Annotated in this window: 18 protein-coding genes; 6 read left to right on the forward strand and 12 right to left on the reverse strand. The window is 63.2% G+C overall.

Annotated elements, in window-relative coordinates:
- Positions 1 to 60: 60 nt before the first annotated feature.
- Complete coding sequence (gene ppk2 / locus ACZYHG_RS02020) at positions 61 to 969, forward strand: polyphosphate kinase 2 (protein WP_464612315.1); 909 nt, start codon at positions 61 to 63, stop codon at positions 967 to 969.
- 50 nt (positions 970 to 1,019) lie between these two features.
- On the opposite strand, the gene ACZYHG_RS02025 is transcribed toward ppk2, so the two are convergent.
- The 3 genes from ACZYHG_RS02025 to ACZYHG_RS02035 all read right to left on the reverse strand — a co-directional run bounded on the left by ACZYHG_RS02025 (position 1,020) and on the right by ACZYHG_RS02035 (position 3,246).
- Positions 1,020 to 1,781 carry an enoyl-CoA hydratase-related protein gene (locus ACZYHG_RS02025; protein ID WP_464612316.1) on the reverse strand — a complete coding sequence of 254 codons (762 nt, stop codon included), beginning with the start codon at positions 1,779 to 1,781 and terminating at the stop codon, positions 1,020 to 1,022.
- Positions 1,778 to 2,416, reverse strand: coding sequence for an acyl-homoserine-lactone synthase (locus ACZYHG_RS02030; RefSeq protein ID WP_464612317.1), 639 nt, complete (start codon positions 2,414 to 2,416; stop codon positions 1,778 to 1,780). Before ACZYHG_RS02030 ends, ACZYHG_RS02025 begins: the two co-directional genes overlap by 4 nt.
- A 98-nt stretch (positions 2,417 to 2,514) precedes the next feature.
- Positions 2,515 to 3,246 (reverse strand): helix-turn-helix transcriptional regulator, encoded by a 732-nt coding sequence (locus ACZYHG_RS02035; protein ID WP_464612318.1) that lies wholly within the window; start codon positions 3,244 to 3,246, stop codon positions 2,515 to 2,517.
- Between the two features lie 271 nt (positions 3,247 to 3,517).
- On the opposite strand from ACZYHG_RS02035, the gene ACZYHG_RS02040 reads away from it, so the two are divergent.
- Positions 3,518 to 4,357, forward strand: a complete 840-nt coding sequence (locus ACZYHG_RS02040) for a transporter substrate-binding domain-containing protein (protein ID WP_464612319.1) — start codon at positions 3,518 to 3,520, stop codon at positions 4,355 to 4,357.
- Positions 4,358 to 4,394: 37 nt separating this feature from the next.
- Here ACZYHG_RS02040 and ACZYHG_RS02045 read toward each other — a convergent pair whose 3' ends face one another.
- Positions 4,395 to 4,808: a tellurite resistance TerB family protein gene (locus tag ACZYHG_RS02045; RefSeq protein WP_464612320.1), complete on the reverse strand. Its 414-nt coding sequence runs from the start codon at positions 4,806 to 4,808 to the stop codon at positions 4,395 to 4,397.
- Positions 4,809 to 4,982: 174 nt separating this feature from the next.
- On the opposite strand from ACZYHG_RS02045, the gene ACZYHG_RS02050 reads away from it, so the two are divergent.
- Positions 4,983 to 6,629 (forward strand): lysine--tRNA ligase, encoded by a 1,647-nt coding sequence (locus ACZYHG_RS02050; protein WP_464612321.1) that lies wholly within the window; start codon positions 4,983 to 4,985, stop codon positions 6,627 to 6,629.
- On the opposite strand, the gene ACZYHG_RS02055 is transcribed toward ACZYHG_RS02050, so the two are convergent.
- The 8 genes from ACZYHG_RS02055 to ACZYHG_RS02090 form a co-directional block, all read right to left on the reverse strand.
- Positions 6,595 to 7,464 (reverse strand): thermonuclease family protein, encoded by an 870-nt coding sequence (locus ACZYHG_RS02055; RefSeq protein ID WP_464612322.1) that lies wholly within the window; start codon positions 7,462 to 7,464, stop codon positions 6,595 to 6,597. The two genes, ACZYHG_RS02050 and ACZYHG_RS02055, sit on opposite strands and share 35 nt — an antisense overlap.
- Before the next feature lie 9 nt (positions 7,465 to 7,473).
- A complete protein-coding gene (locus ACZYHG_RS02060) occupies positions 7,474 to 8,112 on the reverse strand; it encodes a S24 family peptidase (protein ID WP_027033041.1) in 639 nt (212 codons plus the stop codon).
- Positions 8,113 to 8,237: 125 nt separating this feature from the next.
- Positions 8,238 to 8,783 (reverse strand): thioesterase family protein, encoded by a 546-nt coding sequence (locus tag ACZYHG_RS02065; protein WP_464612323.1) that lies wholly within the window; start codon positions 8,781 to 8,783, stop codon positions 8,238 to 8,240.
- 9 nt (positions 8,784 to 8,792) lie between these two features.
- Positions 8,793 to 11,012, reverse strand: coding sequence for a 3-hydroxyacyl-CoA dehydrogenase NAD-binding domain-containing protein (locus ACZYHG_RS02070; RefSeq protein WP_464612324.1), 2,220 nt, complete (start codon positions 11,010 to 11,012; stop codon positions 8,793 to 8,795).
- A gap of 14 nt (positions 11,013 to 11,026) precedes the next feature.
- Positions 11,027 to 12,235, reverse strand: coding sequence for an acetyl-CoA C-acetyltransferase (locus ACZYHG_RS02075; protein ID WP_027060980.1), 1,209 nt, complete (start codon positions 12,233 to 12,235; stop codon positions 11,027 to 11,029).
- Positions 12,236 to 12,267: 32 nt separating this feature from the next.
- Positions 12,268 to 13,440, reverse strand: coding sequence for an acyl-CoA dehydrogenase family protein (locus tag ACZYHG_RS02080; RefSeq protein ID WP_464612325.1), 1,173 nt, complete (start codon positions 13,438 to 13,440; stop codon positions 12,268 to 12,270).
- Positions 13,441 to 13,491: 51 nt separating this feature from the next.
- On the reverse strand, positions 13,492 to 15,282 hold the full coding sequence (locus ACZYHG_RS02085) for an acyl-CoA dehydrogenase (RefSeq protein ID WP_464612326.1): 1,791 nt from the start codon (positions 15,280 to 15,282) through the stop codon (positions 13,492 to 13,494).
- Positions 15,283 to 15,530: 248 nt separating this feature from the next.
- Positions 15,531 to 15,992 carry a MerR family transcriptional regulator gene (locus tag ACZYHG_RS02090; RefSeq protein ID WP_080680924.1) on the reverse strand — a complete coding sequence of 154 codons (462 nt, stop codon included), beginning with the start codon at positions 15,990 to 15,992 and terminating at the stop codon, positions 15,531 to 15,533.
- A gap of 459 nt (positions 15,993 to 16,451) precedes the next feature.
- On the opposite strand from ACZYHG_RS02090, the gene ACZYHG_RS02095 reads away from it, so the two are divergent.
- From ACZYHG_RS02095 to ACZYHG_RS02105, 3 genes are all read left to right on the forward strand, one after another.
- Positions 16,452 to 20,606 (forward strand): peptidoglycan-binding protein, encoded by a 4,155-nt coding sequence (locus tag ACZYHG_RS02095; RefSeq protein ID WP_464612327.1) that lies wholly within the window; start codon positions 16,452 to 16,454, stop codon positions 20,604 to 20,606.
- Positions 20,607 to 20,798: 192 nt separating this feature from the next.
- Complete coding sequence (locus tag ACZYHG_RS02100; RefSeq protein ID WP_464612328.1) at positions 20,799 to 21,722, forward strand: sulfite exporter TauE/SafE family protein; 924 nt, start codon at positions 20,799 to 20,801, stop codon at positions 21,720 to 21,722.
- Complete coding sequence (locus ACZYHG_RS02105) at positions 21,722 to 22,513, forward strand: TIGR02186 family protein (RefSeq protein WP_464612329.1); 792 nt, start codon at positions 21,722 to 21,724, stop codon at positions 22,511 to 22,513. The genes ACZYHG_RS02100 and ACZYHG_RS02105 overlap by 1 nt, the downstream gene beginning before the upstream one ends.
- Positions 22,514 to 22,619: the final 106 nt, after the last annotated feature.

Raw genomic sequence — 22,619 nt, forward strand, 5'->3', positions numbered from 1 at the left:
CTAGACCGGCGTGGAGGCTCCCAATAGCATGAGTCCACAAGCTTAAAAGGGTTCGTCTCGATGAAAAAAGCCAAGGAAACTCCCGCAACGCCGACGTCAGGTCCGCTGAAGATCAGGATCGACGGCAAGGAACGGGAGTTCGACATCGAAAATCCCGAGCTTCCGGACTGGGTCGAGGACAACAAGCTGACCGCGGGCGGCTACCCCTACGACAAGAAGATGAAAAGCGAAGAGTATGACCAGACGCTCGAGAAATTGCAGATCGAGCTGGTCAAGGCGCAGGCGTGGCTGCAGGCGACCGGCAAGCGAGTGATGGCACTGTTCGAGGGGCGCGACGCCGCCGGCAAAGGCGGCACGATCTTCGTGCTGCGCCAGTATCTCAACCCACGCACGGCACGCAACGTGGCGCTGACCAAGCCGACCCCGACCGAAGTGGGACAATGGTACTACCAGCGCTATGTCGACCAGTTCCCGACGTCGGGAGAATTCGTCACCTTCGACCGCTCCTGGTACAACCGCGCCGGTGTCGAGCCGGTGATGGGTTTCTGCACGCCTGAGCAGCACGAAAAGTTTCTCGATGAGACGCCGCATTTCGAACGGATGATCGTCAACGACGACATCCACTTCTTCAAATTCTGGCTGAACATTGGCCAGGAAACACAGCTCGAGCGCTTTCACGATCGCCGCTACAGCCCGTTGAAGAGCTGGAAGTTCTCGCCGATGGATGTCGCCGGCATCACCAAATGGGGCGATTACACCAAGGCGCGCGACACCATGTTCGAGCGCACCCACAAGGAGTTCGCGCCGTGGATCATCGTGCGGGCCAACGACAAGCGGCGCTCGCGGCTGGCGGTGATGCGGCGCATCCTGTTGTCACTGCCCTATGACGGTCGCGATCTCGATATCATCGGCAAGGAAGACAAGAAGATCATTGGCGACGGGCCATCATTCCTCGGCAAGGAAGGCTGATGCTTCTGCACCGCGCGGCCATTGAGCCGCGCGGTGCAGTTTTCCGTCGCTCAGGCAGCCAGCCTGGCGATACGCTGCAGGCGACGAAGCGTGGTGTCGTCCTGCAGCGCCTGCTGGAACAGCGATATCTCCTGGTCGATGCGGTCGCACAGCGCGCCGGTGTTTCCCTTGAGCAGGCCGCGCGTCTGCAGCAGGGCGGCTACCGGCTTCTTGGCGAGCTGCCTTGCCCGGCCAAGCGTCGCGTCCTCCACGCCGTCATGCACGATCTCGGCGACGAGGCCGAGCGCCCTGGCGTCCTCGGCGCGAAGCGTGTCGCCGAGGCAGAAGAAGCGGAAGGCGCCGGCATAGCCGAGCTTCTGTGGCGCCAGGATGCTGGTCGCCGCGTCCGGCACGAGGCCGAAATCGACGAACGGCACCCGGAACGTGCTTTCATTGGAAGCGATCACCATGTCGCAGTGGAACAGGATGGTGCAGCCGACGCCGACGGCATCGCCGTCGACACAGGCCAGGATGGGCTTGGGGAACGTCGCCAGCGTGCGGAACATATCGGTGACGGCGGCAATCAGCTTCTGGTGCTTGCTGGCGTCGAGGAACTCGGAAAAGTCACCGCCAAGACAGAAGCAGCCTGCCAGGCCACGCAGCACGACGACACGCACCTCGTCATTGTCGGCGGCTTCATGGAACGTCCTGGCAAGGCTTTCATAGGCCCTTCTGTCGAGCACCGGCCGGCCGTCGGCCGACGATACAGTAACGATCAGTGTGTGGTTGCGCAGTTCGGGTTGCGGGTGATGCATGGTGATCTCCGCTCTCATGACGCCCGCCTTTGCCCGAACATGTCAGGATACCCCCTGGCCAGAACGGGGGCATGATGATTGCGACGCTCACGCACCACGTCCAGCGTGTGCTCGTTGAAGGAGAGCAAGGTCGCCACGACCTGTTGCTTGCCGTAGGTGCGCTGATAGCCCAGCGGCGTAGCCAGGAAATGCAGTTGCAAGGCACGCAACACCCACATCGGCTCGATCTCGATGATCACCTTGTCGACGCCGCGCTTCAGCCCCCACTCGACGAAGCCAGCGATCAATTCGGTGCCGACGGTCGAGACGCCGCGACGGCCATCACGATAGCCGGCAGCCACCGCGTAACGGGTCAACTCCCAGATGTTGGGACCGGAAGGCGGCGTTCCTTCGGCCAGTTCGGTCAAGACCTCGGTCAGCAGATGGGGCCGCGTGGTCGGCAGCATCCTTTGATAGCCCGCGACTTCGTTGCCTCTGATGACGATCTGATGCACCGCCTCGTCATGGTCGAACTGGTCGACTTCGAATCCGTCCGGGCGCCGCAAGTCCTCCCATCCCATCTCCTCGACAAATATCTGGTAGCGCAGTCGATGGACGGCCTCCCAAAGGTCGGGACGTTCCATCAGTTCTTGGGTTGTAAGACAAAAAAGCATTCCGTCGTCTCCTGGGTTTAAGAGGAAGATACGGCCGTGCTTTGATGAGAAAATTGCGTGATCACGTAGGCGAGAAGTTCTAGGCCGGCACGGCCGACCTAACTAATGTAGCCGCGCCGTATCGCTTCCGCGACGGCCTGGACCCGGTTGACCGCACCGAGTTTGCTTTTGGCGTTAAGAAGATGTTTCTCCGAGGTGTGCTCGGAGATGCCGAGGATTTGCGAAATCTCCCATTCGGACTTGCCGACGGCGGCCCATTTCAGGCATTCGCGTTCGCGCGGCGTCAATTCGATATGGTCGATGGTCTTCGTCGCCATGGTGTGGAGTTGCATGGCGCGGCCAACGGCATAGGTCGCGACAAGCGACACCAGGCCGAACTCGGCCGCCGACAGTTGCACGGCCTCGCCACCGAGCGACACCATGACGATCTGGCCATCGAGCGTGATCAGCGGGAAGGCGAGGCCATCGCGCAGCTTGAAAGCGCCGGCGTCGCCCATCACTTCGCCGCTGCTCTTGTCGATGCGAACGCCTTGAGCGGCTTCGCGCCATTGAAACGGCGCCTGCAGCTGCTTCATGTGGCTGACCACGGGATCGTGATCGACATAGTTGCGCGCCACGTAGCGCTCCAGCCATTCGACAGGCCAGTCGCAAAGCAGCACATGCTGTTTTTGCTGCCCGGTCGGCGTGCCCGGCTGCGGAACGGTTCCGGCCATCAGCGCGGTCAGACCGAAATCCGACGTTATGCCCAACAGCTTTTCGCAGACCACCGCCGCCGTTCCGGCGTGCTGCAGTTGGTCTATGTATCCCAGCGTACGATCGAATTGACCCATCGCAACATCAACCCCATGTTGCCTCATCCGTTGAGATCGATGGTCCATGCGTTATCCGCACTTTGCCACCGACCGCCGATTGCAACGCGCTCATTTCCGGTTGTGGTTCTCGGCCCTGGTCCCCCGACCAAGGCAGCCACCGCTGTTTGCAAACGCACCAAACCATATCCTGAAATCGGCGCGTTGAAATCAAAAACCATTGTGCCTGTACCATTTTCGTACCAAAAACGACGCAAGCACGCGTGCGGCGGAGTTCTATCGTGGTGTTCCAATGAGGTCGCTGGTCCTGGCGTCGCTGCTGATCGCGGCGCTGTCATCGACCTTTGGCGCGCGCGCGGCCGAACCGCAGGTGCCGGTGTTGTGGGACGCCAAGGAACGGTTGCCCAAGCCCGACCTTTCGGCACTGCCACGGCTGCGATTCCTGACCACCACGGACTTTCCACCCTTCAATTTCCTCGATGGCGCGGGAAAGCTGTCCGGTTTCCACATCGACCTGGCGCGCGCCATCTGCGCCGAACTCAGCATCGTCGACAAATGCCAGATCCAGGCGTTGCCCTGGGCCGAGCTCGAAGGGGCGCTCGAGAAAGGCGAAGGCGAAGCGATCATCGCCGGCATTGCCGCGACGCCGCAATCGCGCCAGACATACGCCTTCTCGCGCGCCTATCTGCAGTTTCCGGCACGCTTCATCATGCCGAAGGGCAAGGCACTGACGGAACCGATTTTCGACGAATTGCGCGGCAAGCGCGTCGGCGTGATATCAGGCTCGGCGCATGAGCGCATGCTGCGCGACTATTTCAAGACGGTCCAAATCGTCCCCTTCGACGGGCCTGAAGCTCTCTACGGCGATCTCAAGGCGAGCAAGATTGACGCGGCCTTCGGCGACGGCATGCGCTTCGCCTTCTGGCTGGGCGGCTCTGACGCGGCCGGCTGCTGCCGTTTTGCCGGCGGTCCGTATCTGGCGCCCGAGTATCTGGGCACGGGCATGACCATCGCCACACGGGCGGACAATCCGGCGCTGGCTGCAGCACTCGACTACGCGCTGCAGGAGATTTCGATGAAAGGCACCTTCGCCGAATTCTACCTGCGCTACTTTCCGGTCAGTTTCTTCTGATCCGGTCCGGTCGGCTCTTTCTACGGGCTGCTGATATTCAGGTGAGCGTGCGTAACCGAGCCTTGGCCGCACGGCCGATGGCGGCGACGGTCAGCGTGTCGAGATCGAGCTGGCGGCGGATCAGCTGTAGCACCCGCACTTCCTCCATGCGCATTTCGAGATCGACGGCAGCCACTTCGAAGGCGGCGGCATAGGCCGTGTCGCGCAAGCGCTCCGGCAAGGCCTCACCAACGCGTGCGAGAACGCCTTCAAGACCATCCTTTTCATGCAGCATCTGCTGGCAGGCCTGGGCAACCCCGACCAGCCGGTCGTGCTTGAAATCCTCGAACACCGGCCATGAGCGGACGACGTCGCCGATCCGCGCCAGCTCGACATCGGTCATGTCACGATCGGAGGCCGAGGTGATGACCATCAGGTAGATCAGGGCTTCATGCGGGGTCGGCGATGGCATTCTTTGCTCCTTGAACGGGCTTCGAAGGTAGGAACGGGGCTCGAGGCCCGCAAGGAAAAAGCGCTGCGCTCGTTGACGCTCCGGCGTCGTACGCCTAGAGACCGGTTTGAAAAAACCCTGCTCCGGCCCCGTCCTCGTGGGATCGGGTCGGCGAATAATTTGGAAGATAATGACATGGCGGGATCAAACATCATCGATCTCAACCCCGAGCTGCTGGCGGCCGCGACCGAGAGCAAGGCATGGCCGTTCGAGGAAGCCAAAAAGATCATCGAGCGCTACAAGGGCACTGACTTTCCCGAAACGATCCTGTTAGAAACCGGCTATGGACCGTCGGGCCTGCCGCATATCGGCACGTTCGGCGAGGTGGCGCGCACATCGATGGTGCGCCATGCATTCCGTGTCCTGACGCAGGACAAGGTCGCGACCAAGCTGCTGTGCTTCTCCGACGACATGGACGGCATGCGCAAGATACCTGACAGCGTGCCGGATCGCGCAGCGCTCGAGCCGTATCTGCATATGCCGCTGTCGTCGGTTCCCAATCCGTTCGGTGGCGATTATGCGAGCTTCGCCGACCACAACAACGCGATGCTCTGCCGCTTCCTGGATACGTTCGGCTTCGACTACGAATTCGCCAGCGCGACGCAATACTACAAGTCGGGGCGCTTCGACGCGATGCTGCTGCGTGCCGCCGAACGCTACGACAAGATCATGGCGGTGATGCTGCCGACGCTGGGGCCCGAGCGGCAGGCGACCTACAGCCCGTTCCTGCCGATTTCACCGAAGAGCGGCCGCGTGCTCTACGTGCCGATGAAGCATGTCGACGCCAAAGCCGGCACCATCACCTTCGACGATGACGGCACCGAGACCACGCTTTCGGTCACCGGCGGCCGGGTGAAGCTGCAGTGGAAGCCGGATTTCGGTATGCGCTGGGCGGCACTTGGCGTCGATTTCGAAATGTTCGGCAAGGACCACCAGACCAATGCGGTGGTCTATGACCGCATCTGCAACATCCTGGGCGGGCGCGCGCCGGAGCATTTCGTCTACGAGCTGTTCCTCGACGAGAACGGCCAGAAGATCTCGAAGTCGAAGGGCAACGGCCTGACCATCGACGATTGGCTGACCTATGCGCCGACCGAAAGCCTCGGGCTCTATATGTACCAGCGGCCGCGGCAGGCCAAAAAACTCTATTTCGACGTCATTCCGCGGGCCGTCGACGAATATTACACCTTCCTCGCGGCCTACCCCAGGCAGGACTGGAAGGAGCGGCTGGGCAATCCGGTCTGGCATATGCATGACGGCAACCCGCCGCATGTCGACATGCCGGTGCCTTTCTCGCTGCTGCTCAACCTGGTCAGCGCTTCCAACGCTCAGAACAAGGATGTGCTGTGGGGCTTCATCTCGCGCCACGCGACCAACGTGACGCCGAAGACCCACCCGGAGCTCGACCAGTTGGTCGGCCATGCGATCCGCTATTTCGACGATTTCGTGAGGCCGACGAAAACCTTCCGCCCGGCCGACGAGGTCGAGCGCGAAGCACTGCAATCCCTCGACAAGGCGCTCGGCGCGCTGCCGGCTGATGCCAGCGGCGAGGCGATCCAGAACGCTTCGCTCAACGTGGCGCGCAAGATCGAACGCTACCAGGATCATTCCAAGCAGAGCCCGGAAGGCGGCCCGGGCGTTTCGGGCGCCTTCTTCCAGATGATCTACCAGGTGCTGATCGGCCAGGAGCGCGGCCCGCGCTTCGGCTCGTTCGCAGCCCTCTACGGCGTCGCCGAGACCCGCGCGCTCATTCAGCAGGCGCTGGCTGGTCAGCTGGTTTGAGGGCGCCGCCCTCCTCTGTTAGGATTGAGCCCTCTTGCAGGATCGAGCCCGGCGCCTGAGGCGCCTGGGCGGGCGCGGCAGGCTCTGCCGGCATGCCGGCCAGGTTCGGCGCCGATCCGAAGATGCCCTTCTTTGCTGTTAGCGCCTTATCGCCGGCCTCGACATAGGGGCCGCCCTTGGTGGCGCGCGCCCAGCCGTTGTCGACCAGCCATTGACCAACGTCCTGCTTGCCGATCCGGCATTGCGCGGCGATCCGGTCGCGTCCGCCTTCGGGCGGCACGGTGCAGACGACCGCGCGACCGCGCAGGAAGGCACGGAACGCCGTGCGCGCACGAATGCCGCACGGCCAGGACTTGCCGTCGGTGGTGCAGGTCTCGTCCTGCGGCACGATGTCTATGCCGGAAACCGCGACCGAATAGCCCTTCGCCTCGATCAGGCCGGCGGCCGTCGCGACCGGCTGGAACAGCTTCGTGCCGTTCCAGTCGTCGGGCATCTTTGGCTTCGGCGGCATGGCCAGCGCCAGCTTGCTCAGCGGTTCGCGCGGCTCGATCCGCTCGAGCTCTCCCGTGGGCAGCTCCGGTGGCGCAATGACGTCTGGGTCGATGGCTCGCGAATGCATCGCCGGCTTTGGCGGCTGCGGCGCGGGAATGGCTGATGTGGCCGGCTCTTCAAGTCCGGCATCGGCGCTTGCTTGAGGGATCGTGTCAGCGCCGGGATCGATCTGATCCACCGCAACAGTGCTTCCGCTTCCCTTCAGCGTGCGGCCGCCGGCGACGACCAAAGCCGCCATCGCCAGGACCATCACAACCGACAGGGCAAGATGAAGAACCCGCACCAGCCGGACCTACTGACTTGCCCAGACAATCCGCGCCACCCATTCGACATCGCGCATGGGGATGTCGCGGTCTGGATGATCGGGATTGAGCGACACCAGCGCGATCGCCTTGACGGTCTGGCGCTCGAGCACCTTAGCCATCACCTCGCCCGCGGTGGTCTTGACCACGACGCGATCGCCCTTGCGGGTGACCGCGCCCGGCTCGACGATGAGCACGTCGCCATTGCGGTAGAGCGGCAGCATGGAATCGCCTTGCACCTGCAAGGCATAGGAGCTTTCGGTTGATTGCGCGGGCAGTTCGACCAGATCCCAGCCCTGCCCCGCCGGAAAGCCGGCATCGTCGAAAAAACCGCCGGCGCCGGCCTGGGCAAAGCCGAGCAACGGCACGGAACTCCTGCGAGCCGATGCGACGCCGATGCGGCCTTCGATCAGCCCGGTGAACTCGTCGAGCGAAGCGCCCGTTGCCTCGATGATCTTGGCCAGTGATTCGGTCGAAGGCCAGCGAGGCCGGCCGTCCGAGGACAGGCGCTTCGACTTGTTGAAGGCAGTTGAATCGAGGCCCGCGCGCCTTGCCAGACCTGACGCCGAAAGCGAATAACGCTCGGCAAGAGCATCGATGGCGGCCCAAACGCGGTCGTGCGAGAGCATGTCGTGCTCTCCTTCGAGACAGGAAAAAATGCCTTTTCCTTCTAGTCCGCGAACACCGGTTTGTCCACCGGCACCGCTCACACGACACACATTCGTGTCGACCGTGGACATAGAGATTCCCAGGATCAATCGGCCGCCTTGGCGAGGGTGCGCAAACCCTGATGCGACGTCATGAAAATCCGTTCCTCCTGCGTCGGCGGTCGCGGGGCGACCGCGCGGCCAAGTGCGGCGACAACCTCGTCAATATCGACAAAGCGGCGCGCCTTGCGGTCGTAGACGCCGGCGGTTGTCAGGATCAACGCGGCCGTCTCGCCATTGTCGAGGACGAAACGGTGCTTGCCGATGACCTGGCTGCCTTCCCAGGTCTCGATCGAGGACACCACTTCGAAGCGGCGCCACAGCCTGATCTCGCGCGCATAGACGGCCTGCAACCCGCCCATCATCGGCGCCCAGCCATTCTTCCGCGCCAGCGTGATCAGGCCGGCGCGGACGAAGAGGTCGATGCGGCCGAGATCGGCCAGCATCATGTAGCGCGCATTGTTGAGATGGACGTTGAAATCGATGTCGGTCGGCAGGCAGCGAAAGGCCAGCCGGCTTTCGCCGCCCATCACATAGGGGCCACGGCTGCGCGCCGTGGCCAGCATGCGCGCCATGCGCGCCCAGACATACATAATCTGGCGTCAGGCGGCCTGCTTCACATCGCGCTTGGCGTAGGGGTCGAAGCGTTCGTAGAAAGTTTCGCCCTTCTCGGCCATATCGAGCAGCAGCTTGGGTGCCTTGAACTCGGCGCCGTATTTCTTCTGCAAGCCCTTGGCGATCTTGACGAAGCGCTTGGCGCCGATGCCGTCGATGTAGGACAACGCACCGCCGGTATAGGGCGCAAAGCCGAAGGCCAGGATCGAGCCGACGTCGGCCTCGCGCGGATCGGTGACGATGCCCTCTTCCATCACCCGTGCCGCTTCCAGCGCGATGGTGACGAGCAGCCGCTGCTGCAGTTCCTCGTAATCGACCTTCTCGGGTGCGAGCTGCGGATAGAGCTCCTTCAACCCTGGCCACAGCTTCTTCCTGGCCGGCTTGGCAGGGTAGTCGTAAAAACCCTTGCCGTTCTTGCGGCCGAAGCGGCCATGGTCATCGACCATGGTGTTGATCAGCGCCATCTGCTTGGCGTCGACAGCCTTGTCGCCGAGATCCCTGATGGTCTGCTTCATGATCTTCTGGGCAAGGTCGATCGCCGTCTCGTCGGTCAGCGCCAGGGGACCAACCGGCATGCCGGCAGCTTTGGCCGCATTCTCGATCATCGGCGCGGGCACGCCTTCGATCAGCATTTTATAGGCTTCCGACATGTAGCGCAGCACGCAGCGGTTGACGTAGAAGCCGCGCGTGTCGTTGACGACGATTGGCGTCTTCTTGATGGCGCGGACGAAGTCGATGGCGGTCGCCAGCGCCTTGTCGCCGGTCTTCTTGCCGAGGATGATCTCGACCAGCATCATCTTGTCGACCGGCGAAAAGAAGTGGATGCCGACAAAATTCTTCGGTCGCACCGAGTTCTTGGCCAGGCCGGTGATCGGAATGGTCGAGGTGTTCGACGCGAAGATCGCCGACGACTTCAGCACGGCCTCAGCCTGTTCGGTGGCGGCCTTCTTGACGGCCGAATCCTCGAACACGGCCTCGACCACGAGGTCGCAGCCGGCGAGATCGGCATAGTCGGCCGTTGGCGTGATCAACGACAGCAGCTTGTCCTTCTCCTCGGGCTTGGCGCGGCCCTTCTTGACCTGATCCGAGACCAGGCTGTCGGAATGTGCTTTGCCCTTCTGAGCCGACTCCAGGTCGCGGTCGAGCAGAACCACCGGGATGCCAGCCTTGGCGGTGACATAGGCGATGCCGGCGCCCATGAAGCCAGCGCCGAGAATGCCGATCTTCTTGAATTTGGTTTCCGGCACGCCGGCCGGACGGCGCGCGCCCTTGTTCAGCTCCTGCAGGGAAACGAACAGCGAGCGGATCATCGCCGCCGCTTCCTTGGTCTGCATGATCTCGGTGAAATAGCGCTGCTCGATCCGCAGGCCGGTGTCGAACGGCACCAGCAGACCTTCATAGACGGATTTCAGGATCGCGGCGGCGGCCGGATAATTGCCATGGGTTTCGCGGCGCAGGATGGCGATGGCCGGCGGCCACAGATTGAAGCCGGCCGGCGAATAGATCTGGCCGCCGGGCAGCTTGAAGCCCTTCTCGTCCCAGGGCTGGACGGCTTTCAGGCCATTTTTGATCATCGCCTTGGCGGTCTCGATCAGCTTGGTCGGTTCAGCAATCTCGTGGATCAGGCCCATGGCCTTCGCCTTCTGCGGCGACAGGTTCTGGCCCGAGGTCAGCATCTGCAGCGCCTGCTGCTGATCGGTCAGCCGTGGCACGCGCTGGGTGCCGCCGGCGCCGGGGAAGATGCCGACCTTGACTTCCGGCAAGGCCATCTTGACCTTGTCTGAGTCAGCGGCGACGCGGCCGTGGCAGGCCAGCGACAATTCGAAGGCGCCGCCCATGCAGGTGCCGTTGATCGCCGACACCCAAGGCTTGCCCGATGTTTCGAGCTTGCGCCACAGGCCGCCCATGCGGCCGGCATTGTCGAACAAAAGCTTCGCCGCCTTCTCCGGATCCTTGGTCTTTTCCGTAGCAAACACCGTCAGCATCTTCTGCAGCATGGTGAGATCGGCGCCACCGGAGAAGCTGTCCTTGCCCGAGGTGATCACCGCGCCCTTGATACCGGCGTCGGCCACCACCTGGTCGATGATCCTGTCGAGCTCGTTCATCACCTCTTCGGTGAACACGTTCATCGAGCGGTCGGGCATATTCCAGGTGACCAGCGCGATGCCGTCGGCGTCGGTGTCGAGGGTGAAATTGGTGTAGCTCATGATTTCTCTCCCCTTCAGACGCGTTCGATGATCGTTGCGGTGCCCATGCCAGCGCCGATGCAGAGCGTCACCAGGGCGGTGTTGAGATCGCGGCGTTCAAGTTCGTCCAGCACCGTGCCGAAGATCATGGCGCCGGTGGCGCCAAGCGGATGGCCCATGGCAATGGCACCGCCATTGACGTTGATCTTGTCATGCGGAATGTCGAAGGCCTGCATGTAGCGCAGCACCACCGAGGCGAAGGCTTCGTTGAGCTCGAACAGGTCGATGTCCGACAGCTTCATCTTCGCGCGCTTCAACAGCTTTTCGGTGACGTCGACCGGACCGGTCAGCATCAGCACCGGCTCGGAGCCGATATTGGCGAAGGTGCGGATGCGCGCGCGCGGCTTCAGGCCCATCGCCTTGCCGGCCTTCTTGGAGCCGAGCAGCACGGCCGCCGCGCCATCGACGATGCCGGATGAATTGCCGGCGTGGTGGACGTGGTTGACCTCTTCCACCTCGGGGTGCTTCTGCACCGCAACCGCATCGAAGCCGCCCATTTCGCCCGGCATGATGAAGGACGGGTTGAGCGAGGCCAGCGACTGCATGTCGGTCGACGGCCGCATATGCTCGTCATGGTCGAGGATGGTCAGGCCGTTCTGGTCCTTGATCGGAATGACGGAGTTCTTGAAGCGACCGTCGGCCCAGGATTTTGCCGCCCGCTTCTGGCTCTCGACGGCATAGGCGTCGACATCGTCACGTGAGAAACCGTATTTGGTGGCGATCAGATCGGCCGAAATGCCTTGCGGCACGAACCAGCCGGGCAGGCCGACCGAAGGATCCATGAACCAGGCGCCACCCGAGGCGCCCATGCCGACGCGTGACATGGATTCGACACCACCGGCGATGACGATCTCGTCGGCGCCCTGCGCGATCTTGGCGGCGCCGAAATTGATGGCGTCGAGACCAGAGGCGCAGAAGCGCGATATCTGCATCCCGGGCGCCTTGTTGTCGTAGCCGGCCTCGAAGGCGGCCGCGCGCGGAATAACCGAACCCGCCTCGCCGACCGGATCGACGCAGCCGAAAATGATGTCGTCGACGGTGCCGGTATCGAGCCCATTGCGGTCACGCAGCGCCTCAAGCGTCTTGGCGGCGAGCCGCACCGCCGGCACTTCGTGCAGCGATCCGTCCTTCTTGCCCTTGCCGCGCGGCGTGCGCACGGCGTCATAGACATAAGCGTCAGCCATTTTCTTGCTCCTTGGTTCGCCTGATGTCGCTCTCAGAGAGAGCGGCCGATCAGCAATTTCATGATCTCGTTGGTGCCGCCGTAAATGCGCTGGACGCGGGCGTCGCGGAACATGCGGGCGATCGGATATTCATTCATGTAGCCATAGCCACCATGCAATTGAAGGCATTCGTCGACCACTTTTCCCTGCAGGTCGCTGAGCCAGTATTTGGCCATCGACGCCGTCACCGGATCGAGGCCACCATTGACGTGGCGAGAGACGCAATCATTGTAGAAGACACGGCCGATGGTCGCCTCGGTCTTCAGCTCAGCCAGCTTGAACTGGGTGTTCTGGAACTCGATGATCGCCTTGCCGAAGGCCTTGCGCTCCTTGACGTAGTCGATGGTCAGCGCCAGCGCGCGCTCGATCATGGCGATCGCACCGGTGCCGATCTGCAACCGTTCCTGCGGCAATTGCTGCATCAGCTGGATGAAGCCCTGTCCCTCTTCATGGCCAAGCAGGTTCGAGGTCGGCACGCGCACGTCGTTGAAGAACAGTTCCGACGTGTCGTTGGCCTTCAAGCCGATCTTGTCGAGGTTGCGACCGCGCTCGAACCCTTCGACCTCATCGGTCTCGACGACAACAAGCGAAGTGCCCTTGGCGCCTTTGGCCGGATCGGTCTTGGTGACGACGATAATGAGATTGGCCAGCTGGCCGTTGGTGATGAAGGTCTTGGAGCCGTTGATCTTGTACTGGTTGCCATCCTTCTCAGCCCGCGTCTTGACGCCCTGCAGGTCGGATCCGGCGCCGGGCTCGGTCATGGCAATGGCGCCGATCAGTTCGCCAGTGGCCAACCTCGGCAGCCATTTCTTCTTTTGCTCTTCCGAGCCGTAGTGGAGGATGTAGGGGGCGACGATCGCGTTGTGCAGGCCGATGCCAAAGCCGTCGACGCCGACATGGCCGATGGCCTCGATGATGGCGCTCTCATGCGCGAAGGTGCCGCCGGAACCGCCATATTCCTCCGGCATCGAAGCGCAAAGCAGGCCGGCGGAACCTGCCTTCAGCCAGCTTTCGCGGTCAACCATCTCGTTCTTCTCGAACTCGTCGTAACGCGGCGCGATCTCCTCCGCCATGAAGCGGGTCGCCATGTCGTAGAGCATGCCGACCTCGTCCGCCGCCCAGGCGGGCTTCGGCAAAGAGAGCACTTCGGCTGGATTTGTCGCCACGATTTCCTCCGCGTTCCGACAGTGTGGGCCGGCGCTGCCGGCCCACCGAACCTAGAACGCTTCCGCAGGCAGCGCCATGAGCGTGTCCGCGCCATTGGAAATGCGGGCGAGGTGCGCCGAGGTCTCCGGCATGATCCGCTCCATGAAGAAGCGTGCCGTCACCACCTTGTTGTCGTAGAAGGATTGGGAGCCGTTGGCGCCGGTCTTGCCCTGCGCCGCCTTGGCCATCTGCGCCCACATGTAGCCCAGCGCCACAAGGCCAAAGAGATGCATGTAGTCGGTCGAGGCGGCACCGGCATTGTCGGGGTTGGCCATGCCGTTCTGCACCAGCCACATGGTCGCCGCCTGCAGATCGTTGAGGCCCTTCTTCAAACCCTTGGTGAAGGGCGCCATCTTCTCGTCGGCGCGGTTCTCCTCGCAGAACTCGCCGACCTCCTTGAAGAACGCCTGCACGGCGCGGCCACCATTCAGGCCGAGCTTGCGGCCGACGAGGTCGAGCGCCTGGATGCCGTTGGCGCCCTCATAGATCATGGCGATGCGGGCATCGCGCACGAACTGGCTCATGCCGTGCTCTTCGATGTAGCCGTGACCGCCGAACACCTGCTGCGCCATGACGGCGTGATCAAAACCCTTGTCGGTGAGCACGCCCTTGACCACCGGCGTCATCAGGCCGGTGTAGTCGTCGGCCGCCTGGCGATCCTTTTCGTCACCGGAGCGGTGGGCGATGTCGGACTTGATCGCCGTCCACAATGCCAGTGCTCGGCCAGCCTCATTGAAGGCCCTCATGGTCATCAGCGAGCGGCGGATGTCGGGGTGAACGATGATCGGGTCGGCCTTCTTGTCCGGCGCCTTGGCGCCTGACAGCGAGCGGCCCTGCAAGCGGTCCTTGGCATAGGCGACAGCGTTCTGGTAGGCGATCTCCGACAGCGACAGGCCTTGCAGGCCGACGCCGAGCCGCGCCTCGTTCATCATCGTGAACATCGCCTTGAGGCCGCCATTGGCCTCGCCCAGCAGCGTGCCTTGCGCCTCGTCATAGTTCATGACGCAGGTCGAATTGCCATGGATGCCCATCTTCTCCTCGATCGAGCCACAGGAGAGCGTGTTGCGTTCGCCAGGATTGCCCGATGCGTCGAGCTTGAGCTTCGGCACGATGAACAGCGAGATGCCCTTGACGCCTTCCGGCGCGCCCTCGATTCGGGCCAGCACCAGATGGACGATGTTGTCCGACATGTCGTGCTCGCCGGCCGAGATGAAGATCTTCTGGCCTGATATCTTGTAAGTACCGTCGCCGTTCGGCACCGCCTTCGTGCGCAGCAGGCCGAGATCGGTGCCGCAATGCGGCTCGGTCAGGTTCATGGTGCCGGTCCAGGCGCCTTCGATCATTTTTGGCAGCCAAATTGCCTTCTGCTCGTCAGTGCCGTGGGTGATGATCGCCGCGATCGCGCCCTGCGTCAGGCCTGGATACATCATCAGCGACATGTTGGCCGACACCATGTATTCGGCGACCGCCGTGTGCACGGCATAGGGCAGGCCCTGGCCGCCGAACTCGACCGGTGCGGCCAGTCCCATCCAGCCGCCTTCACGATACTGGTCGTAGGCTTCCTTGAAACCCTTCGGCGTCGTCACCGAACCATCGTCGTGACGGACGCAGCCTTCCATGTCGCCGACACGATTGAGCGGATGCATGACATTTTCAGCGAGCTTGGCGCCTTCGGCGAGGATCGCCTCAAGCACATCCGGCGTGGCGTCGGCAAATCCGGGAAGGTTCGAGTAGCGCTGATAGCCCAGCACCTCGTTGAGCACGAACAGCGTGTCCTGGACCGGAGCCCTGTAGATCGGCATGCTTTTCCTCCACCATGCGGATTAGGCCCCGAAATCAAGCCGTGCGCGGCAAGCGGGCCAATGTCGAAGCCGCATAGCAAATATTGACGTTTGCGTAAACGTCAATTCTTTGTGTCGCAAAAAAATTTGCCAGGCTTTTGATGAGCGTGGGATTTTGCGAGCACTCGGTTGTTTTCACCACAACAGACGGAAAAAGCCGCGTGGCGGCGGCCACGCGGCTTAATTCGATTGGTACCAGATAGGCTGGCTTAGCTGGCGACGCTGGCCTGCGTTGCCGAACGTTCGGTCAGCATCTGGCGCACGGCCGACATCGAGCCACTCAACTCATTGATGGCGTCGTCGATCAGCGCCCGCTGCTTCTGCAGGCGGGCAAGCTGCTTTTCCGACTTGTCCAACGCCAGCCGCAGTTGCTTGGTGTTCGAACCGGTCGGATCATAGAGATCCATCATCTGCTTGACGTCGCGCAGCGAGAACCCGACCTTGCGGCCGAGCAGGATCAGTTTCAGCCGGGCCTTGTCGCGGCGCGTGTAGAGACGGGTCGAACCGTCACGCTGCGGGTTGAGCAGGCCCTTGTCTTCGTAGAAACGCAGCGTGCGCAGCGTCACGCCGTATTTCTTGGCCATTTCGCCGATGCGGGCGAGGTCCTCGCCGGCTTCGACAGGTATATTGTTGGTGTTGGCCGCGGTCTCGCCGGCCGAGATAAGCTTCATGGTCACTGGCTTTCCCCATTTGTGGCGTCGCGGTCTTGCACCAGCATCGCCGGACTGAAGGCGGGGGCGTGCCTTCAGTCGTGGTTTCGACAAACAAAATCGCAAAACGGCACGCTTCAAGGCGCCCTTTACGTTTACGTCAATTCTATACCGATAGCCGCCTCATGACGCAAGGGCGTTCTGTTTGATGTGCTTTATGCCGCACCGGAGGCTGTCCAGCCAACTTCCTTGCAACTTCTTAAGCTTGGTTAACGCGTTGTTTACCACGTTGGGGGAAATGTGGGCGCGTCGGCTACCCGTGTTTATCCTGTATCGAATTTTTCACGGTTTTTCGGAGCGCGGGTGAAACCCCCGGGAAGCTTGTCTTTCACCGTAGCATGGAAGCGCGGTCGCCTTCGTTCCGGCAGGGGACTTGGGGAGCTGGCCGCAAGCTGGCCTATCTGAAAGACGGACGCACCAATGAACAACAAGCGGTCCTATCTCGACACACTCAACGCCGGCAGGCAGCGCAGGCCGCAGACCACGCTCGAGCAGTTGAACCGCTCGCTGGAAACGCTGGAGCAGCGACTGGGGCAGACCCGCGAGGAGGTCACGGCACGTCCCGCTCCGCGCCTATACGGCGCCGACCCACGCTATCCCGCAGCTGACCCGCGTTATCCAGCCACCGATCCGCGCTCTCCCGCCACGGACCCGCGCTCTCCCGCCGCGCAGCCAACCGGCCAGCAGCGCTGGTACGAGGATCCGCAGCCGGCACCACGCCCGCAGAACCAGGCGCCAGCCCCTTCATTCGACCAGAATTACCAGGCCATCGCCCGCGACATTGACCGCGTGCGCGGCCAGGAAGACGGCGTCGCCATGGTCGGCAAGATCGCCGGCGAACTGCGCGGCATGCGGGAAGAACTGCGCCACCAGATGACATCAGGGCTGCAGCGCGAATTCGATGCGCTGCGCAAGGATATCGACCGCGCCTTCCAGGCGAACGCCCAGCCCGGCGTGTCAGGCAAGGGCAGCGCTGAACTTGGCGTCGAATTTGAACGACTTTCCGGCGCCATCAAGTCGCTGTCGGAGAAGAGTGACGACAGAAGCGTCAATCTGCTGCGACTGGAGCTTGAGCAGGTCAAATCAGCGCTCGACACGCTGGCACGTGAGGAAAGCGTCCAGAAGGTCGACCGCCGCTGGGACGATTTCGATCGCCGCTGGTCGGCTTTCGAGGACCGCGTCGACGCCGACCAGCGCAAGCGTTCCGACGATCCCGGCCTTGCGGCGCTGACCGACCGGCTGGAGCAGATCAGCAACGCCGTCAACAATTTGCCGGAATCGCTGTCGCTGCGCTCGCTGGAGGAGAAGGTACGCACGCTGGCCGGCGCCGTCGAGCACTTCGCCAGCCAGCAGGACAATCGCGGCAGCGATACGCTTGGCATGATCGACGAGCGGCTGGACGAGATTTCCCGAGCCATCGTCGCCTCAACCGTCGCGGCACAGGCCAATTCGGTCGATCATGAAGCCTTTGAGCGCATCGAGAAGCGGATCGATTCGCTCGCCCGGCAGATCGAGGAAGTGGCGCAGGACCACCCCGGCAATGCGGTCATGGATCGCCTGAGCACGCTGTCGAGCCGGGTTGACGAACTCGCCGGCCGCGCCAACCTGCCTGAACAGGCGATGGAACGGCTGGCCAAGCAGATCACGCTCATCGCCGACAAGATCGACCAGGCACCGGCCATGCCCGATGCCGATTACATCTTCCAGGGCCTCGAGCAGCGCTTCGACGTGCTGTCCGGCATGATGGAACGCCGCCAGGGCGACGCCATCGAGCAGGGCAACATGCTGTTTCGCGATCTCGAGCGCCGGCTGGACGAAGTTGCCGACCGGCTGGACCAGCGGATGCCGCAGGTCGACAGCGCCGGCATCATGGATGCCATCGACGCCCGCTTCACCGCGCTTGCCACGCGCATCGAGACGCGCGCTCCCGATCCGGCCGGTGAAGCGGCGATCCGTGGGCTGGAAAGCCGGCTCGAGGACATTTCCAGCCGGCTTGACGCATCGGCGGCCCAGGTGGCCGGCATCGATCCCGCATTGATCCGCAGCCTCGAGGCGCAGGTCGCCGGCCTGTCCGCCCATCTTTCCAAGCCCAGCACGCCGCTGCCGGAATTCGAGGACATCAGCCCGCGCCTCGACGAGATCGAGAAGGCGCTGGCCGGGACCCGCGATTCCATCCTCGGCGCGGCACGCGAGGCAGCGGAGAGCGCGGTGCGTTCGCTGGCCGGTTCGACCGCCAACGCGACGGCCGTCTCCGGCCTCGCCCAGGACCTGAAGACCCTGGAAACACTGACGCGGCGCTCCGATGAGCGCAATTCGAGAACGTTTGAAGCCATCCATGACACGCTGCTGAAGATCGTCGACAGGCTGGGTTCGCTGGAAACCAGCGAACCGTCCGAGGCGATAAGCGAACTCCTGGACACAGCACCGCCGGAGCCGAATGCCTGGCGCGGCGCAAAGCGGCCCAAGATGGCCGTCGAGGCGCCGTCGATGGATATCGACGAACCCATGCCGCTGACCGGAGACATGGCCGATCTCGACGGCCGCGCCGCCGCCATATTGGGCAACGATCCAAGTTCGCGTAGCGACCCGGGCCCGCGTGGCGATTTCGGTACCCGTAGCGACCTGGGTACGCGCAGCGACCCGCGTGGCGACTTGAGCACGCGCTCGCCGGCGGAAGCCGCCGCTGCTGCCGCCATTGCCGCGCTCGGGTCAGACACCGTTGCCGCGAAAGATGCGCCGGCTGGCCGCAAATCGATGTTTGGTGGGCTGGCACGCGCCTTCAAGGGCAAGAAGGCGGCCGACATTCCGCCGCTGGCCGGGTCGGCGCCGAGCGTTGATGTCCCAAGCGTCGATCTCGACGAGCCGCTCGACCCGAAAGTAGCCAACCGCCCGCTGGAGCCCGGCTCCGGCGCGCCCGACCTCAATGCCATCATGAAGCGCGTGCGCGACGAGCGCGGGCAACCGGCCAAGCCCAGCGATGGCGACGCCGCGAAATCGGATTTCATTGCGGCCGCCCGGCGCGCCGCCCAGGCCGCCGCGGCCGAGGCTGACGCCTTGAAGCGGCAGTCGACGATGAAAGGACCGGTGAAGGCGCTGAGAATCGGCGACCTGCTCAAGGCACGGCGCAAGCCGATCCTGATGGCGGCGGCTGCGATCATGCTGGCACTTGCCGGCCTGCAGCTCGGCAAAGCGTTTTTCTCTGATCCCGCCCAGGTCGCAACCAACGACGCGGCGCCGATCGCCGCCGCGCAACCGGTACAAACGGCATCCCTCGACACAACGAGCCAGCCGAAGACCGAAGCCCAGCTGGCGGCGACGGACAATGCGCCGGCCCCCGCCGTCAGGCAAGCCGAGCCGTCTGTACCGGTAGCCAAGGACAACATGGTGGCGCAGACCGCCCTTGCCATGCCGTCGGACACTGACGCGATTGCGAAAACGGCACCAGCGACAGGGCCCGTGGCTTCGGCCGCCTCTTCCGGCCCGAGCGCTCCCGCCTCCGACTCGACCGCTTCGGTCGCTCCGGCGTCAGCCGCGCCCATTTCCACGACCCCGATGGATGCGATGGCCTCCGAGCCAGCCGCGGTCGGCGGTGCGCAAGCGACGGATACCGACGCGCAGCCGGCTACAGCCGCGCCAACAGCGGCCAGCGACGGCACCGCCAAGGACACCACCGGTGCCGTGGCACCGGCGGATGCGCAGGCAGCGGCAACCACCGCCAAGTTCGACATTCCGGCCGATGCCGGCCCGGTCGCGCTGCGCGATGCCGCCGCCGGTGGCGACGCCAAGGCGCTGTTCGAGATCGGCTCGCGCTATGCCGAGTCGCGCGGCGTCAAGGAAGACATGGCCGAAGCCGCCAAATGGTACGAGAAATCGGCGGAACTCGGCTTCGCGCCGGCCGAATACCGCATCGGCAATTTCTACGAGAAGGGCATTGGCGTCGCGCGCGACATCAAGAAGTCGAAGACCTGGTACCAGCTCGCCGCCGAGCAGGGCAACGCCAGCGCCATGCACAATCTGGCCGTGCTGTTCGCCATGGCCGCAGATGGCGTGACCGACAATGAATCGGCCGCGCACTGGTTCCAGGAAGCCGCGGACCTCGGCGTCAAGGACAGCCAGTTCAATCTCGGCATCCTCGCCGCCAAGGGCGTCGGCATGAAGCAGAACCTCGAAGAATCCTATAAATGGTTCGCCCTCGTTGCCAAGACCGGCGACAAGGACGCTGCCGCCAAGCGCGACGAGATCGCCAATGCGCTGCGGCCCGAACAGCTCGACCGGGCGCGTGCCGCGACCGAATTGTGGAAGGCCAAGCCGCTCAACCCGGCGGCCAATTCGGCCGACATTCCCGAATCCTGGCAGGAAGGTACGCCGCAGACGACCGCCGGCATCGATATGAAGAAGGCAGTTAAGAACATCCAGCTCATCCTCAACAAGAACGGCTATGATGCTGGCGGCGCCGACGGCGTCATGGGCGAGAAGACCAAGAACGCGATCATCGCTTTCCAGACCGAGAACAAGCTGCCGGCGACCGGCGCGGTCGATGAGAAACTGGTCAAGGCTCTGCTGGCGCGCAAATAACAGAAGAAGCGTCGTTTCCACGACGCTCTTGCCACACATTTGCCTGTTAACTGATTGAGATATTTTTTGTTTCGGCGACGCGGCGCGGTTTGACTGCGCTGCGTCTCCTGCGCAAGAAAAAATTGGCTTTTCGGTGCGAGACTGCCCACAACGGCTGTATTCGCCGACAGGCAAACTGATCGAGACTGACGGGTGGGCATCTATCTCCCGATTGCGGAAATTTCCGTCAACGTCTTCGTGCTGCTGGCCATGGGTGCGGCGGTGGGCTTCCTGTCGGGCATGTTCGGCGTTGGCGGCGGCTTCCTCATCACGCCGCTCCTGATCTTCTACAACATTCCCCCGGCGATCGCGGTCGCCACCGGCGCCAACCAGGTCATCGCCTCTTCCGTCTCCGGCGTCCTTTCGCACATGAAGCGCGGCACGCTCGACTTCAAGCTCGGAGCCGTCCTTCTGGCTGGCGGTATCGTCGGCTCGACCGGCGGCATCTATGTCTTTGCCTTCCTGCGCAGGCTCGGCCAGCTCGACCTGTTCATCTCGCTGCTTTATGTGGTGCTGCTCGGCACGGTCGGCGGGCTGATGCTGGTCGAAAGCATCAATGCGCTGCGTGCCACGCGCAGTGGCGCCGCCCCGGTGCTGAAGAAATCCGGCCAGCACAACTGGATCCACCGCTTGCCGCTGAAGATGCGGTTCAGGGCCTCGAAGCTCTTCGTCAGCGTCATCCCGGTGCTTGGCCTTGGCGCCGGCATCGGCTTCCTGTCGTCGATCATGGGCGTCGGCGGCGGCTTCATCATGGTGCCGGCGCTGATCTACCTGCTAAAGGTGCCGACCAACGTCGTTATTGGCACCTCGCTGTTCCAGATCATCTTCACGTCCGCCTACACCACGCTGGTCCACGCCACCACCAACCAGACCGTCGATGTCGTGCTGGCCTTCATTTTGATGGCGGGCGGCGTCGCCGGCGCGCAATACGGCGCCAAGGCCGGCCAGAGGCTGCGCGGCGAACAGCTCCGGGCGCTGCTGGCGCTGCTGGTGCTGGCGGTGGCGATCCGGCTTGCCATCGATCTCTTCGTCACGCCGCCCAATCTCTATTCGCTGTCTGCCTTGGGCCTCAACTGATGACGGGCCGCAAAGCGTTCGCAACCGCCATTTTCCTGTCACTGCTTGCGGCCATCGTACCCGCCAAGGCACAGTCCCCGCTGCCGGAAGGCATCCAGATCGGGCTTTCCACCGACAACGTCTCGATCACCGCCGGCTTTTCCGGCGCCGACCTGACCATCTTCGGCTCGCTGGAAAACCCCGACCCGCTCGTCGCACGCCAGAACCGCTATGATGTCATCGTCGTGCTTGAAGGCCCGCCACGACCGGTGGTGGTGCGGCGCAAGGACCGGGTGCTCGGCGTTTGGATCAATCTCGATTCCGAAACCTTCGAGAACGTGCCGATGTCCTATTCAGTGGCGACGACGCGGCCGCTGCAGGACATCACCGAGCCGAACAGCTACAAGCAGCTGTCGCTTGGGGCCTCCAACATCTACATGCAGCCGGCCGAGGCCGGCGACAGCCCGGCGACGATCGAGGAATTCACCGCAGCGCTGCGCGAACGCAAGGCCGCGACCGGCCTCTACAGCGAAAATGTCGGCGGCGTGCAATTCCTGTCGCAGAACCTTTTCCGCGCCACCGTCAGGCTGGCGCCGAATGTTCCGGTCGGCACCCACAAGGCACGCGCCTTCCTGTTCAAGAGCGGCCTGTTCATCAAGGAGAGTTCGGCCCAGCTCGAAATCCGCAAATCCGGCTTCGAGCAGTCGATCTTCCGCGTCGCCCACAATTACTCCTTCCTCTATGGCGTCTTCGCCATATCGCTGGCCATGCTGACGGGCTGGCTCGGCAGGCTGATTTTCCGCAAGGACTGAGACGCCCAAAAGGGGTTTCCCTTTCTCGCATCATGCTATAGACCGCACCTCCCCGCCCGACGGGCAAACACGCACAATTCAATTCGCCAGAGTGGTCAATTCGGCA

Source organism: Mesorhizobium subarcticum, assembly GCF_055456085.1.